This is a genomic window from Paracoccus sediminicola (assembly GCF_027912835.1).
GTDB lineage: Bacteria > Pseudomonadota > Alphaproteobacteria > Rhodobacterales > Rhodobacteraceae > Paracoccus > Paracoccus sediminicola.
The window spans coordinates 1,021,919-1,037,782 of sequence record NZ_CP115768.1 but is presented as its reverse complement, the minus strand read 5'-3'; the positions used below and the strand labels follow the sequence as shown (position 1 = coordinate 1,037,782).

The 15,864-nt window shown below is 64.0% G+C and carries 11 protein-coding genes, 1 tRNA gene and 1 pseudogene; 9 read left to right on the top strand and 4 right to left on the bottom strand.

What is annotated here, in order from left to right; all coding sequences use genetic code 11:
* Window positions 1-148: 148 nt before the first annotated feature.
* The 3 genes from lipA to PAF18_RS05125 all read left to right on the top strand — a co-directional run bounded on the left by lipA (window position 149) and on the right by PAF18_RS05125 (window position 1,631).
* A complete protein-coding gene (gene lipA, locus PAF18_RS05135; protein WP_271117536.1) occupies window positions 149-1,117 on the top strand; it encodes a lipoyl synthase in 969 nt (322 codons plus the stop codon).
* Window positions 1,118-1,169: 52 nt separating this feature from the next.
* Window positions 1,170-1,253, top strand: a tRNA-Leu gene (locus PAF18_RS05130).
* Window positions 1,254-1,277: 24 nt separating this feature from the next.
* Window positions 1,278-1,631 (top strand): hypothetical protein, encoded by a 354-nt coding sequence (locus tag PAF18_RS05125; protein WP_271117535.1) that lies wholly within the window; start codon window positions 1,278-1,280, stop codon window positions 1,629-1,631.
* Window positions 1,632-1,742: 111 nt separating this feature from the next.
* Here PAF18_RS05125 and PAF18_RS05120 read toward each other — a convergent pair whose 3' ends face one another.
* Complete coding sequence (locus PAF18_RS05120; protein WP_271117534.1) at window positions 1,743-3,911, bottom strand: TRAP transporter large permease; 2,169 nt, start codon at window positions 3,909-3,911, stop codon at window positions 1,743-1,745.
* On the bottom strand, window positions 3,908-4,582 hold the full coding sequence (locus tag PAF18_RS05115) for a TRAP transporter small permease subunit (protein WP_271117533.1): 675 nt from the start codon (window positions 4,580-4,582) through the stop codon (window positions 3,908-3,910). Before PAF18_RS05115 ends, PAF18_RS05120 begins: the two co-directional genes overlap by 4 nt.
* Window positions 4,583-4,880: 298 nt before the next feature.
* Between PAF18_RS05115 and PAF18_RS05110 the strand changes: the two genes are divergently transcribed.
* From PAF18_RS05110 to PAF18_RS05085, 6 genes and pseudogenes are all read left to right on the top strand, one after another.
* On the top strand, window positions 4,881-6,485 hold the full coding sequence (locus PAF18_RS05110; RefSeq protein ID WP_271117532.1) for a peptide ABC transporter substrate-binding protein: 1,605 nt from the start codon (window positions 4,881-4,883) through the stop codon (window positions 6,483-6,485).
* Window positions 6,486-6,584: 99 nt separating this feature from the next.
* A complete protein-coding gene (oppB, locus tag PAF18_RS05105; RefSeq protein ID WP_271117531.1) occupies window positions 6,585-7,508 on the top strand; it encodes an oligopeptide ABC transporter permease OppB in 924 nt (307 codons plus the stop codon).
* A gap of 10 nt (window positions 7,509-7,518) precedes the next feature.
* Complete coding sequence (locus PAF18_RS05100) at window positions 7,519-8,442, top strand: ABC transporter permease subunit (RefSeq protein ID WP_271117530.1); 924 nt, start codon at window positions 7,519-7,521, stop codon at window positions 8,440-8,442.
* Window positions 8,442-9,410, top strand: a pseudogene (locus PAF18_RS05095) (oligopeptide/dipeptide ABC transporter ATP-binding protein); the annotation flags it as partial. The gene PAF18_RS05100 and the pseudogene PAF18_RS05095, both read left to right, overlap by 1 nt.
* A gap of 142 nt (window positions 9,411-9,552) precedes the next feature.
* Window positions 9,553-10,593, top strand: coding sequence for an oligopeptide/dipeptide ABC transporter ATP-binding protein (locus PAF18_RS05090; RefSeq protein ID WP_271117529.1), 1,041 nt, complete (start codon window positions 9,553-9,555; stop codon window positions 10,591-10,593).
* Between the two features lie 160 nt (window positions 10,594-10,753).
* Window positions 10,754-11,851 carry a Hint domain-containing protein gene (locus tag PAF18_RS05085; RefSeq protein ID WP_271117528.1) on the top strand — a complete coding sequence of 366 codons (1,098 nt, stop codon included), beginning with the start codon at window positions 10,754-10,756 and terminating at the stop codon, window positions 11,849-11,851.
* Between the two features lie 97 nt (window positions 11,852-11,948).
* Here PAF18_RS05085 and prfB read toward each other — a convergent pair whose 3' ends face one another.
* Together prfB and PAF18_RS05075 are read right to left on the bottom strand one after the other, a co-directional pair.
* A complete protein-coding gene (prfB, locus tag PAF18_RS05080) occupies window positions 11,949-13,076 on the bottom strand; it encodes a peptide chain release factor 2 (RefSeq protein WP_271117527.1) in 1,128 nt (375 codons plus the stop codon).
* An 89-nt stretch (window positions 13,077-13,165) separates the two neighbouring features.
* The gene (locus PAF18_RS05075) at window positions 13,166-15,763 is read right to left on the bottom strand and encodes a penicillin-binding protein 1A (protein WP_271117526.1); all 2,598 of its coding nucleotides are present in this window, start codon (window positions 15,761-15,763) and stop codon (window positions 13,166-13,168) included.
* Window positions 15,764-15,864 lie beyond the last annotated feature (101 nt).

Here is a 15,864-nt window from a genome sequence, read left to right as displayed (position 1 = left end):
GCCTGCGAAAGGTCGTCCTGAGGGGCGGGCTGTTCCCGTCCCGCCGGGCCGAGCCCCGGCGCAGAGGGCATGGCAGGGCTTCGCGCGACGCCGTTGATCACGCAGCGGAAAGCGATTAGGTCTGGTGCAACTCCGCCAAGAGGCCACCATGACCGAACAGCCCCCTGCCCTCCGCGCCCTCTCCGCCCGCGCGCGCCACCCCGAAAAGGCGCATCGCCCCGATCAGGCCCAGCCCAAGAAGCCTGACTGGATCCGGGTCAAGGCGCCAACCTCGCAGGGCTACAAGGAGACGCGCGACATTCTGCGCGAGAACCGTCTTTCGACCGTCTGCGAGGAAGCCGGCTGCCCGAATGTCGGCGAATGCTGGTCGCAGGGTCACGCCACCATGATGATCATGGGCGAGATCTGTACGCGGGGCTGTTCCTTCTGCAACATCATTACCGGCAAGCCCGATGCGCTCGACCCGTTCGAGCCGGGGCGCGTCGCCCATGCGGTGCAGAAGCTGGGGCTGAACCATGTCGTCATCACCTCGGTCGACCGCGACGATCTGGACGATGGCGGGGCCGAGCATTTCGCACAGGTGATCCGCGCGATCCGGCATCGCTCGCCCAAATCCACCATCGAGGTGCTGACCCCGGATTTCCTCAAATGCGGCCCGGAAGCGCTTGAAACCGTTGTCGAAGCGCGGCCTGACGTGTTCAACCACAATCTTGAAACCGTGCCCGGCCTGTATCCTTCCGTGAGGCCCGGTGCGCGTTATTTCCACTCGCTGCGGCTGTTGCAGCGGGTGAAAGAGCTCGATCCGGCCATGTTCACCAAATCCGGCATCATGGTCGGGCTGGGCGAGGACCGGCAGGGCGTCTTGCAGGTGATGGACGATATGCGCGCCGCGAGTGTCGATTTCATGACCATCGGGCAGTATCTGCAACCGACGCCGAAACATCACCGCGTCGACCGCTTCGTGACCCCGGACGAGTTCCGCGGCTATGAACGCGCTGCCTATGGCAAGGGTTTCCTGATGGTGTCGGCCACGCCGCTGACCCGGTCGAGCTATCACGCAGGCGACGATTTCGCCCGGCTGCGCGATGCCAGGCTCGCCAAGCTGGGCCGGGCATAATTGGCTTGCGGCACGGCGTCGGGGCGGCTATCTCCGGATAGCCCGTTTCTGGGCCCGAGTGGCGGAATGGTAGACGCAGCGGATTCAAAATCCGCCGGAGCAATCCATGCCGGTTCGAGTCCGGCCTCGGGTACCATCTTCACGGCGGAGCTTGCCTGACATGTCTCATCCGGCTCTGCGCATCGTCGGCCTGCCCGTGATCGGGATCGTGCTGCTGTCGGGCTGCGCCGATTCGAGCGTCGATTATCCGGCGCTGCTGCCCACGGACCAGCTTCTCGCCCCGCCCTCGATTCCCGGCCATGCCGAGATCGCGGCGACCAGTCCCGATCAGGTTGTCTCGGATCTCGAATCGGCCGGGGCGGCGCTGGCGGTATCCTCGGCCGAGGTCACGGCGGCGGACCCGGTGGATGCGCCCGCGCTCGACAGCCGCGCCGAGGCGTTGCGCCGCCGCGCCGAGGCGCTTCGGCAGCGCGATGCAGAATGCGGGGATCTGCCCGACGATCCGGATTGCTGATCCGCCGCCGCGATCACCGCGGCATCGATTCTCCGACCGATGCTGCCGCAAGAACGGCATAGCGACGCCAGCCCCGCCGCTGAAAGCGCGGCTGGCCGGACATCCGCGCGCTCAGTTCGACAGACCGGGCGGCGGGCCGGACAGAGGGTCCATCGCCCCTCCGCCTGCCGCATCGCCCTGCTCTGGCGCTGGCGCATCGGTTTGCGCCTCGTCCGCTGCGGGGGCGGTCTCTGCGAGGGTTTCGGCGCCGTCGCTTTCCGCCGCCGGTCCTCCGAAATCGGGCGCGCCGCCCAGCGGGTTGAGATCGCCGGACCCGCCGGGCGCTGCGCCCTCGCTGCCTCCGTCAGAGCCCGCGCCCGTTGCTCCGCCCGGTGCCGCATCGCTGCCGAAGGGCGCGTCCAGATCGCCGAATCCGCCCAGACTGCCGAAGCCGCCATTCTCTCCGCCGCCCATCGGCACCTGGAAATCGACGCTGTCCAGATCCACCGGCGCGCCGCGATAATGCATCACCAGTCCGGGGAACATGATGACCACGACGATCATGACGATCTGGATGAGCACAAAGGGCACCGCGCCCCAATAGATCTGGCTTGTCTTGACCGGCGCCATCACCTGCCCGGTCAGCTTGTCCTCATACGAGACACGCGGCGCCACGGATCGCAGATAGAACAGCGCGAACCCGAAGGGCGGATGCATGAAGGATGTCTGCATGTTCACGCCCAGAATCACCCCGAACCAGATCAGGTCGATGCCAAGGCTTTCCGCCGCCGGTGCCAGCAACGGCACGATAATGAAGGCCAGTTCGAAGAAATCGAGAAAGAAGGCCAGCAGGAAGACCAGCACCGAAACAGCGATCAGGAAGCCATATTCCCCGCCCGGCAGCGAGGTCAGCAGATGCTCGACCCAGATATGTCCGTTCACCCCGTAGAAGGTCAGCGAAAAGACCCGCGCCCCGACAAGGATGAACATCACGAAGCTGGCCAGCCGGATCGTCGCGGCAAGCGCCTGGCGGATCACATCATAGCTCAGCCGCCGCTTCATCGCCGACAGGATCAGCGCGCCGACCGCGCCCATCGCGCCGCCCTCGGTCGGGGTCGCCCAGCCGAGAAAGATCGTGCCGAGCACGAAGAAGACAAGCGCCAGCGGCGGCACCAGCACGATGATGACCTGCTGCGCCAGCTTGCTGAGGATCCCGAGACGGTGCTCGTCGCGCGGGGTGAAATCGACCACGCCCGACAGCAACCGCATCAGCAGCGTAAAGATCACGAAGGCCAGGATCGCCGCGCCGAACAGCACCACGATCAGCAGCCCGACCTGGGGGTTGGTCGATAGCGAAGACACGAAATCGGAATTCACGATGGCCGACAGCGCCAGCCAGGCCAGCCCCGCAGCGACCGCTGCCGCGCCGACCTTGACCAGGAAGCGCCAGCCCTCCTTGTCGGTCATGGCGACGAGGAACAGGAACCCGACCGCCGCCGCCGCGCCGAGAATATCGGCATTGCTGCCCTGCGTCGGGTAAAGATAGTGATGCGAGGCAAAGGCCACCCCGACCGCAATCGCGATCACGATCAGCAGCGACGTCACGCCCGATCCCAGCGTCCGCGCCTCTTTCGGCAGCGCCGGCACCGAGCTGGGGCGGATCAGCGACATCACGAAGACATAGCCCAGATAGATGCCGGTCAGCACCAGGCCGGGGATCAGCGCACCCTTGTACATATCGCCCACCGAGCGGCCGAGCTGGTCGGCCATGACGATCAGCACGAGGCTCGGCGGAATTATCTGCGCCAGCGTCCCCGATGCGGCGATGACCCCGGTGGCAATGCGCCGGTCATAGCCATAGCGCAGCATGATCGGCAGCGAGATCAGCCCCATCGCGATCACCGAAGCCGCCACCACCCCCGTCGTTGCCGCGAGCAGCGCGCCCACGATGATGACCGCATAGGCAAGCCCGCCGCGCACCGGGCCGAAAAGCTGGCCGATCGTGTCCAGCAGATCCTCGGCCATGCCGGATTTCTCCAGCAGGATGCCCATGAAGGTGAAGAAGGGAATCGCCAGCAATGTCTCGTTCGACAACACCCCCCAGAGCCGGTCCGGCATGGTGCCGAGAAGATTCCAGTCGAGATAGATCGAGCTCGACAGCGGTGCGAGTTCGACGCCGATCACGAAGAACAACAGCCCGTTCGCGGCAAGCGCGAAGGCCACCGGATAGCCGAACAGCAAAAACAGGATCAGCGAGACGAACATGATCGGCGCCATGTTCTGCGCGATAAGCTCCATCATGACCGCGTCTCCCGCCCGCTGTGGTCGCGACCGTCGCGCCGCGCCGTGTCGCGGTCGGGGTCCAGCTCGGTCATCGGATGGTCCGGATCGGCAAAGCCCGCCCCGTCGCGCAGCGACTCGTCGATGTCGAGCGGGGCGTGATGGCCGCGCAGCTCATGCGGGTCGTCGATCTTACCGCGCATCACCGCGATCTTCTTGATGATCTCGGAAATGCCCTGAAGGAACAGCAGCAGAAAGCCGATCAGCAGAATCGCCTTGGCCGGCCAGAGAATCAGCCCGCCCGCGCTCGCCGAGACCTCGCCGCGCGCATAGGAACGGGTGACATAGGGCCAGAGGAAATAGATCATCAGCGCGGTGAAGGGCATGAGAAACAGCACATGGCCGATCAGGTCGATCCAGTGCTGAACCCGCCGCGACCAGGCGCCATAGACGATGTCGATGCGGATATGCTCGTTCTCAAGCAGCGTATAGGCGGCCGCCCACATGAAGGCCGCGCCGTACAGATACCACTGCAATTCCAGCCACATATTCGACGAGGTGCTGAACACCTTGCGCACGATCGCATTGCCGGCGCTGACCAGAACGGCCAGCAGAATCAGCCAGGACACCGCCTTGCCGACCGCCGCGTTGAAACGGTCTATGCCGCGCGCAAGGCCCAACAGACCACTCATCGGAACTCCTCCCCGTGGCGCCGCGCATCGGTTGCGACGCGGCGCGTAAAGCATTTGCGTTTATCCTTGCCGGGCGGGCCGCATTCAACCCCAAACCGGCGCGGCAGGCACGGCGCAGCCCCTTCGCCCGGCGCCCGCCATCCGCGAGGATCGCGATGCTTGCCGTCCCGCCATGCGCAACTTGACGCGGCGTCCCCGCCTGATGTGTCGCGAAGCCTTGCCTGTCGGTTGAATTTGCCTAACCTTGTTCCATTCCGGCGCGCAGGAGACGCGCCCATCCAACACGGGAGATCACCCTATGACGAAACTCCTCATGTCGACCGCGCTCGCGCTGTCCTTCGCCCTGCCCGCCACTGCGGCCACGGTGGCCGATGGCGATGAGCTGGCCGAGACTCAGGAATATAATTTCTGGCTGCTCGACGCGATCAAGACCACCGATCCGCAGCTGAACACCGATGTCGAAGGCTCGGACGTGCTGCGCCAGCTCTTCGAGGGGCTGATGAACGAAGACCTGCAAGGCGGCATGGTGCCCGGTGTGGCCACCGATTACGAGGTCTCTGAAGATGGCCTGACCTATACGTTCAACCTGCGCCCCGAGGCCAAGTGGTCGAACGGAGAGCCGGTGACCGCGCAGGATTTCATCTATGGCTGGCAGCGCGCCGTGGATCCGGCGAATGCGTCGGAATATGCCTGGTTCATCGAGTTGATGAACGTCGTCAACGCCAGCGAGATCGTGAATGGCGAGGCCGAGCTGGACACGCTCGGTGCCACCGCCATCGACGACAACACGCTGGAGGTCAAGCTGACCAAGCCGACCCCCTATTTCATCAAGATGCTCAGCCATCCCACGACATTCCCGGTGCTGAAAAGCGTCGTGGACGAACATGGCGACGACTGGACGCAGGCCGGCAATCTGGTCGGGAACGGCGCATATGTCCTGACCGATCACGATCTCGGCGTTCAGATCACCATGGAGAAGAACCCGGAATACTGGGACGCCGACAGCGTGATCCTTGAAAAGCTGAACGGGATCACCGTCAACGACATCAATGTCGCGCTGACCCGCTATCAGTCGGGCGAGCTTGACCGTGTCGACATCCCCGCCGGCCAGTATCCGCGCCTGAAGGAGGAATACCCCGAAGAGGCCTATTCGCTTCCCTATGCCTGCTCCTATGCCTATCTGGTCAACTTGTCCGACAAGGGCCGCGAAGAATTGCAGGACCCCAATATCCGCCGCGCGCTGACGCTGGGCCTGGACCGGGACATCATCGTCGAGCAGGTGCTCCAGGGCGGTCAGCGCCCCGCCTATAACTGGACCCATTGGGCGATGGAGGGCTTCGAGATGCCCGAGATCGAGATGGCCTCCATGTCGCAGGAAGACCGCGTCGCGGAAGCCAAGCGCCTGCTGGAAGAGGCAGGTTTCGGTCCCGACAACCCGCTGAACCTGACCCTGAACTACAATACGTCGGAGGATCACAAGAAGATCGCCGTGGTCGCGCAGCAGATGTGGAAACCGCTTGGCGTGAACCTCACGCTGAACAACATGGAGTGGAAGGTCCACACCGACCGCATGCAGGAACAGGATTTCGAACTGGCCCGCTATGCGTGGTGCGCGGACTATAACGAAGCTTCGACCTTCCTCGACTATTTCCGGTCGACCGGCTCGAATTACGGCGAGTTCAACAATGCCGATTACGACGCGTTGCTGGATGAGGCCGTCACCTCGGAGAACCCGAACGAGCAATATACCCAGGCCGAGCAGATCCTCGCGCAGGAACTGCCGCTGATCCCGATCTACCACTATGCGCAGGTCGATATGATCAAGCCCTATGTGAAGGGTCTGCCGTTCGATAACGTGATGAACAGCTGGTACGGCAAGGACATGTATATCGCCGCCGAATAAGGCGTCGCCATATCGCGGACCGGGACGGGGCGGACCTGTCCCGGTCGTTTCACATCGCTTCTCGCGTCACGCTCTCGGGCACCCAATCGGAACCAGAGAATGTTCGGATATATTCTGCGACGGCTGGCTGTTGCCATCCCGACCCTGCTATTGCTGATCATCTTTTCTTTCATGCTGATGCATGCCGCCCCCGGCGGGCCTTTCACTCAGGAACGCGAAGTGCCGGCGCAGGTGCTCGCCAATCTCGAGGCGAAATACGGGCTGGACGACCCTTTGTGGAAGCAGATCGTCGATTACGTCTGGGGCATTCTGCGGCATTTCGATTTCGGCCCCAGCTTCGTCTATCCCGACCGCTCGGTGAACGAGATCATCGCCGCCGGCTTCCCGGTGACGCTAACCTATGGTCTGCTGTCCTTCATTCTGGCGGTCGTGGTCGGCGTGGCACTCGGCGCGGCGGCGGCGGTCCGGCAGAATTCATGGCTGGACTATCTGGCCGTCGGCATCTCGATCGGGGCGCAGGTGCTGCCGAATTTCGTCATGGCCCCGATCCTGGTGCTGATCTTCACCCTCTCGCTCGGCTGGCTGCCCGGCGGCGGGTGGAGCTTCAACAACCCCGATTACTGGATCATGCCGGTGATCGCGCTTGGCACCTCGTATATGGCGTCGATTGCCCGGATCACCCGGTCGTCGATGCTGGAGGTGCTGAGTTCGAATCATATCCGCACCGCCCGCGCCAAGGGCCTGCCGGAACGTCGGGTGATCTGGAAACACGCGCTGAAACCCGCGCTGCTGCCGGTGATCTCTTATCTGGGGCCGGCTTTCGTGTCGATGATCACCGGCTCGGTGGTGATCGACATGTATTTCTCGACCGGCGGGATCGGCAAGAGCTTCGTCGATTCGGCGCTGAACCGCGACTATGCGGTGATGATGGGGGTCACGATCCTTGTCGGTGCGCTGACCATATTGTTCAGCCTAATCGTCGATATCCTCTATGCGTGGATCGACCCCAAGATCAGGTATTGATGACATGACCATGATCGAACACGATAAAATCAAGGGCCTCTCGGACCGTATGGCGGCGGAAGAGGTCAGGGGCCGCAGCCCCTGGGCCGATGCCCGCAAGCGTTTCGTGAAGAACAAGGCGGCGATGGTCGCGCTGATCGTTCTGGTGCTGGTGGTCCTGTTTGCGATCTTCGGGCTGTATCTCGCGGAATGGGATTACGATTCCATCGACTTCATGGTGATGGGCTCGGCGGCCACGCAGGGCGCGCCCTCGCTCGAGAACGGGCATTATTTCGGCACCGACGATCTGGGCCGCGACATCTATGCCCGTACGGTCATGGGCACGCGGATCTCGCTGATGGTCGGCACGGTCGGCGCGCTTGTCGCCGTGGTGGTCGGCACGCTTTACGGCGCGACCTCGGGCTATGTCGGCGGGCGCACCGATCAGGTGATGATGCGGATCGTCGATATCCTGCTGTCGATCCCTTATATGTTCGTGCTGATCCTGCTGCTGGTGATCTTCGGCCGACGGCTGGAGATGCTGTTTCTCGGCATCGGGCTGATCTCGTGGCTGGAAATGTCGCGCATCGTGCGCGGCCAGACCCTGACGCTGAAGAACCGCGAATTCATCGAGGCGGCGCGCGCCACCGGCGTGCCGACATGGAAGATCATCCTGCGCCATATCGTGCCCAACCTGCTGGGCGTCGTCGCCGTCTATGCCACGCTGCTGGTCCCGCTGATGATCCTGACCGAAAGCTTCATCTCGTTCCTCGGCCTCGGCGTGCAGGAACCGCTGACCTCCTGGGGGGCGCTGATCTCGGAGGGGGCCGGCACGATGCGTTACGGGACGATCTGGCAGCTTGGCTTCCCGCTCGGTTTCTTCTGCGTCACCCTGTTCGCGCTGTTCTTCATCGGAGACGGGCTGCGCGACGCTCTGGACCCGAGGGACCGCTGATGGCTTTGCTGAACGTCAAGGATCTGAACGTCACCTTCCAGACCAATGATGGCGATGTGCACGCCGTCAACGGCATCAACCTGTCGCTCGACCGGGGCGAGACGCTCGGCATCGTGGGCGAATCGGGGTCGGGCAAATCGCAGCTTGCCTTTTCGATCATGGGGCTGCTGGCCAAGAATGGCCGCGCCACCGGCAGCGTCACCTTCGACGGGCAGGAGATCCTGAACGCGAAGCCGAAGCTGCTGAACAAGATCCGGGCCGAGCGGATCGCGATGGTGTTCCAGGACCCGATGACCTCGCTCAACCCTTATATGCGGGTCGCCGACCAGATGGCCGAGGTGCTGGTGTTGCATCATGGCATGTCGAAGCGCGAAGCGGTCGATGAATCGATCCGTATGCTGGATGCGGTGCGCATTCCCGACGCCAGGGGCCGTGCGCGGCTGTTTCCGCATGAATTTTCCGGCGGAATGCGGCAGCGGGTGATGATCGCGATGGCGCTTCTGTGCAAGCCCGATCTGCTGATCGCGGATGAACCGACCACCGCGCTCGACGTGACGGTTCAGGCGCAGATCATGACGCTGCTGGATGAATTGCAGGACGAATTCGGCATGGCGATGATCCTCATCACCCATGATCTCGGCGTCGTGGCAGGTTCGTGCGAGCGGGTGATGGTGATGTATGGCGGCCGGGTGATGGAACGCGCCCCCACCGACCCCGCCTTCGCCGATCCCAGCCACCCCTATACCCAGGGCCTGCTGGCGGCGATCCCGCGCGTCGATCAGAAGGGCGACCGGCTTTCCGCCATTCCCGGCAGCCCGCCCAACATGACCCGGCCGCCCGCCGGCTGTCCCTTCGCGCCGCGCTGCGACTATGTGATGGAGCGTTGCCGGACCACCATGCCGCCGCTCGACGGTTTTGCGCCGGGGCGCGAGCGTGCCTGTCACGCCCCGATCGAAGCCGTCCGCGCCGGGCCGCCCGCCCATGACGACCTGCCCATCGAGGCTGCCGCCGATGAACAGGGCGCGGCCTCCACCCCGGAGCCCGAGCCGCAGATTAAGGACGGCGTCACCGTCGGCCCCGCCAGTGCCGGAACCCCGCAGGAGCTTCCCGATGACCAACGCTAAGCCGCTGCTCGATGTGCGCGATCTGCGCGTGACCTTCGACATCCGCCGCGAAGGCGACATGCCCTGGACCCCGCCCCGGCTGCTTCATGCGGTGGGCGGCGTGGACTTCACGCTGCAACCCGGCGAAACGCTGGGGATCGTGGGCGAATCTGGCTCGGGCAAATCGACGCTGGCCCGCGCGCTGATCGGGCTTGCCCCGGCGACGGGCACGGCAACATGGCAGGACGGCACCGATCTGATCGGGCTGAGCCCGCGCCGGATGCTGAAATATCGCAGCGACATCCAGATGGTGTTCCAGGACCCGCTGGCCTCGCTGAACCCGCGCATGACCGTAGGCCAGATCATCGCCGAGCCGCTGCGCACGCATCACCCCTCTCTGCCCCGCGCCGAGGTCAAGACCCGCGTCAAGCAGATGATGGAGCGTGTCGGTCTGCTGCCCAACCAGATCAACCGCTATCCGCATGAATTCTCGGGCGGGCAGTGTCAGCGCATCGGCATCGCCCGCGCCCTGATCGTCGAGCCCAAGCTGGTGATCTGCGACGAGCCCGTCTCGGCGCTGGATGTCTCGATCCAGGCGCAGGTCATCAATCTTCTGGGCGATCTGCAACGCGATCTCGGGCTGGCGCTGATCTTCATCGCCCATGACCTGTCGGTGGTGAAGCATATCTCGGACCGGGTGCTGGTCATGTATCTGGGCCGGGTGATGGAACTGGCCGAGGCCGAGTCGCTCTATGCACAGCCGCAGCATCCCTATACCCAGGCGCTGCTTTCTGCGGTGCCTGTGCCGGACCCGGATCTCGAACGGTCCAAGACCATCATCCCCCTGACCGGCGAACTGCCCTCGCCCATGTCGCCCCCCTCGGGCTGCGTCTTCCGCACCCGCTGCCCGCGCGCGCAGCCGGCCTGCGCCGAGCGGGTGCCCGAACTGATCGGCGATCCCCAGCATCTGACCGCCTGCCATTTCCCGGGTCCGTTGGATGACGCAGAAATTGCGCGCGCGGCAGAGGCCGAGGCCGAACCCGTTTAGGCACCAAGGCAACAGATGCGCGGAATTATTAACCTTTATTAGCTCACGCCCTGTTGAACGCGGTTCCCGCATCTGATCTTAACCCGGCGACATCGCTGGTGCCGGTGTGCGATACTTCGCTGAAGGTCTCGCCAGCTTAACCATTCAGACGGGGGGTGTGATGGCGGATTATTCATTTGGCGGGCTGCTTGACGCCGACGGCGCTTTCACCTGGGTCTCCGGTGGCACCAACCCCGGCCTGACGATTGACGAGGCGAGCAACGGCCTGCCCGAGGTCTCGGCGGGGCAGGTCTTTACCTATAATGGCGGCGGCAAGGAAGCCGTGGTCGTGACCGACGACGACACCGGCTTTTTGGAAAGCGACAGCAGCCAACAGCGTCTTGCCGAACCCGCGACGATCAACGGCGTCAGCTATGGCGCCGGGACTCAGATCACCAGCACCGGGCTGATCCTGTTCCGCGACCCTGATACCGGCACCGAATACACCGTCTATACCGGCACGATGGGCACCAATAGCGACCGGGAAACGAGTGCGACCGAGTTCTATATCTGGCAGGATGGCAAAGAGCCGCCCGACGGGACCGACCTGACCGTGGTATCCCGATCGCAGCCCCGCTCGATCCCCTATAGCACCCTGCCCGCCCCGTGTTTCTGCAACGGCACGCTGATCGAAACGCCCGACGGGCCGCGCCCGGTCGAAGACCTGAGCGAGGGCGATCTTGTCATTACGGCTTCGGGCCGCGCGATGCCGATACTCTGGATCGGGTCTCGCGAGGTGCAGCCGCAAGAGCTGCTCGCCCTGCCCAACCTGCGGCCGGTGGTGATCTCTGCCGGCAGCCTCGGTAAAGCCCGGCCCGCGACGGATCTGATGTTGTCACCGCAGCACCGCGTCCGGATCTCTTCGGCGATCACGCAGGCACTGGCCGGCACGGCCCATGTGCTGATCCCGGCGATCAAGCTGCTTGGGGTGCCGGGCGTCCGCCTGCATGATGGCAATGTGCCTTTCACCTATTTCCACCTGCTGCTTGAAGCGCATAGCTGCGTGCTCAGCAACGGCGCATGGACCGAGTCGCTGTATCTCGGCAAAGAGTTTCTGGGCAGCCTCTCTGCGGAGGGGCGGGCCGAGCTGGAGATGATCTTCCCCGAGCTGTTCGACGCGGATTTCCGCTATCCGCTCGCCGCCCCGATCATGTCGCGCCGCAAGGCGGTGGACCGGCTGATCGCCCATCATCTGAGTGAATCGTCACCGCTGAGCTGAGCGCGCCCGCGCCGTCTGACCGAGGCTGGCTGCAAGACGCTGGCTGTCCGGCGCCCGCTGCATACCCGGTGTGCCGGCCGTGGGCGTGTCTGGGGGATCAATCCTCCGCCGTCGCCTCGGCCCTGCTCTTGCCCGAAACATCCAGCGCCAGCGTCGCGGCCATGAACGCGTCCAGATCGCCATCCAGCACGCCCTGCGTGTCCGAGGTCTCATGCGAGGTGCGCAGATCCTTCACCATCTGATAGGGATGCAGCACGTAGGACCGGATCTGGTTGCCCCATCCGGCATCGCCCTTGGCGTCGTGCTGGGCATTGATCTCGGCATTTCGACGGTCGAGCTCTTGCTGGTAAAGCCTTGCTTTCAGGGCATTCATCGCCGCTTCGCGGTTCTGGTGCTGGGACTTCATCGAGCTGGTCACCACGATCCCGGTCGGCAGGTGGGTGATCCGCACCGCCGAGTCGGTGGTGTTGACATGCTGCCCGCCCGCGCCGGATGACCGATAGGTGTCGATGCGGATATCGCTGTCGGGCACGTTGATCTCGATATTCTCATCCACCACCGGATAGACCCAGACCGAGGAGAACGAGGTATGCCGCCGCGCCGAGCTGTCATAGGGCGAGATCCGCACCAGCCGGTGCACACCCGACTCCGTCTTCAGCCAGCCATAGGCGTTATGCCCCGAAATCCGGTAGGCGGCCGAGCGGATGCCCGCCTCGTCGCCGGCGGATTCTGAAATGAGTTCGACGTCATAGCCCTTCTTCTCGGCCCAACGCACATACATCCGCGCCAGCATGGACGCCCAGTCGCAGCTTTCCGTGCCGCCCGCGCCCGCGTTGATTTCAAGGAAGGTGTCGTTGCCATCCGCCTCGCCGTTCAGCAGCGCCTCAAGCTCTTTCTGGGCGGCTTCCTCGGCCAGCTTCTTCAGGTTGCTTTCCGCTTCCGAGACCAGTTCATCGTCGCCCTCGGCCTCGGCCAGTTCGACCATCTCGGCATTGGCCTCCAGATCGCCCTCGATGCGGCGATAGCCTTCGACGGCATCGGACAGCGCCTGACGGTCGCGCATCAGCTTCTGGGCGCGGGCCGGGTCGTTCCACAGCTCGCCATCCTCGATCATCGCGTTCAGCTCTTCCAGCCGGTGCGGCGCGGTCTCCCAATCCATGCGCTGCGCCAGCAGCCGCAGGGATTTGCGGATCGCATCGACGGTGGCAGCGGTTTCGGCGCGCATGGGGTCGGTCCTTCCGTAACGGGTGGATGGTGAGATAACGCGAGACGGCCGCCCTCACAAGGGCGGCCGGTGCGGCGCAGGCGGATGGGTCAGTACAGCCCGCCCGACGAGAGCGTGCCGAAATCGGCCTTTTGCGGGATGACCTTCTTCTTGCCCGAAGAGGTGGTCACGGTCTTGGCCCGGCTGCCGCCACCACTGCTGGATTGGGGCAGTTCCTTCAGCGTCAGCGGTATTCCTTCGACCTTCGGCATGATCTTCGCCTCGAAGCCGCCGTCGATGGCCTGCATCCCCGAGCCGAGCGGCACGGTGCCGTTGCGGAAGAATTCCGAGATGACGTTGTCGCCCGAGGCATCCGAGGACAGCGGCGCGCCGGTGAAGCGATCGATCTTGCGGAAATAGCCGCCTTCGGGAACCTTGAACCGGGTGCCGCCATATTCGCGCACAGCCTCGCGCATGAAGGCGTTGAAAACCGGCACACAGAGCGTGCCGCCATACGCATTCTTGCCGAGCGTGCGCGGCTGGTCATAGCCCAGATAGCAGCCCGCGACGATATTCGACGAGAACCCGACGAACCAGACATCCTTCGCGTCGTTGGTGGTGCCGGTCTTGCCCGCGATCGGCACTGGCAGGTTCACCCCCTTGCCCGAGCCGCGCTTGACCACGCCTTCCATCATCGAGGTGATCTGATAGGCGGTCACGGCATCCATCACCCGCTCGCGATTCGTGTCGATCTCGGGCGAGCTGCCGGCGGGCAGCGCGTTCTGCGAACACCCCACGCAATCACGCTGGTCATGACGATAGACGGTGCGGCCCAGCCGATCCTGCACCCGGTCGACAAGTGTAGGCTCGACCCGCTCGCCGCCATTGGCGAACATTGCATAGGCCGCGACCATGCGGAACAGGGTCGTTTCCTGCGCGCCGAGCGAGTTGGCGAGGAAGGGCTTCATCTCGCCCTCATCATAGACGCCGAAGCGCTCGGCGTAATCGGCGACGGTGTTCATGCCGATATCCTGCGCGACCCGGATCGTCATCAGGTTGCGCGACTGTTCGATCCCGGTGCGCAGCGGCGTCGGGCCATAGGTGCGGTTCGATGCGTTCTTGGGGCGCCACAGCCCGTCGGGCGTGTTGATGGCGATTTCCTCGTCCACCACGATGGTGGCCGGGGTGTAACGGTCATCCAGGGCCGCCGCATAAACAAAGGGCTTGAAGCTCGATCCCGGCTGGCGCATCGCCTGCGTCGCGCGGTTGAAGACGGAGGACTGATAGGAAAATCCGCCCTGCATGGCCAGCACGCGGCCGGTATTCACGTCCATCGCCATGAAGCCGCCCTGCACCTCTGGCACCTGACGCAGGGTCCAGCGGATGAAGCTGCCATCGCTGTCGCTGGTCATGGCGCGCACCATCACCACATCGCCACGCTGCGCCAGATCCCCTACCCCGTTCGCGCGCGGGCCGAGAGAGCCATCCTCGCGTTCCGGGCGGGCCCATTGCGCGTCCTTGGCCGGGACCCAATGCCCGTCCGCGTCTTCCTCGATCCCTTCGATACCGATCCGCGCATTGCCGCTGTCGCTGAGTTCGAGAATCACGGCCGGCATCCAGCCCGGCACGTCACGCGGGGCGTCCTTGACGTCGAACAGCGCCGCGCGCCAATCGGCCTCGGAGCCAAGCTGTTCCTCAGGAATGGTCGCGATCACACCATGCCAGATGCCCCGGCTGCGGTCATAATCCTCCAGCGCCTCGCGCAGCGCGTCCGATGCCACGGACTGCATTTGCGGCTCGACCGTGGCGCGGATGGTCAACCCTCCGCCGAAAAATTCATCCTCGCCGAATTCCTCGGATAGCTGGCGGCGGATCTCGTCGGTGAAGTAATCGCGCGGCGGCAGCTTTTCCTCAAAAGCCTCGAAATCGCCGTTCTGCACCGAGCGCAGCGGTTTGGCGGATTCGGCCTTCATCGTCGCTTCGTCGATATAGCCGTTCTGCCACATCTCGCGCAGAACATAGTTGCGCCGTTCGGTCACGCGATCCTTCGCGCGGACGGGATGATAGCGGCCCGGCGCCTGCGGCATCGCGGCCAGCGTCGCGGCCTCATGCGGTTCCAGCTCGGCCAGGGTCTTGTTGAAATAGGTCTGCGCCGCCGCGGCCACGCCATAGCTGTTCTGGCCGAGGAAGATCTCGTTCAGATAGAGTTCGAGGATCTGATCCTTGGTCAGCGACTGTTCCAGACGCGTGGCAAGGATCAGTTCCTTCACCTTGCGCTCGACCGTGCGATCCGAGGACAGAAGCAGGTTCTTCGTCACCTGCTGCGGAATGGTCGACGCACCGCGCAGATTTTCCCCCCGCGACACGACCGCATCGCGCGCCGCCGCCACGATGCCGCGCATGTCATAGCCGCTATGCTGGTAGAAGTTCTTGTCCTCTGCCGAGACGAAGGCCTGCTTGACCAGATCGGGGATCTCTTCGCCCGGCACGAAAAGCCGCCGCTCCTGCGCGAATTCGTCGATCAGCCGCCCTTCGCCCGAATAGACGCGGCTGATGGTCTTGGGGGCGTATTGGGTCAACTGTTCATGACTGGGCAGGTCACGCCCATAGGCCCAGAACACGCCGCCGAGGATCAGGAAGCCGAACAGCATCCCGGTCACCAGCAGCGAGAAGATGGTGCCGAAGAAAGAGAGGATGAACCGGAACAATGACCTGCCTCTTTAATTGTTAGGCGGTTTATTAACCGCGCAGCGATGCGAGGTCAAAACAAGCTTGGGTGAAACGGAGCATTTCCGTTACGGAATTTGCG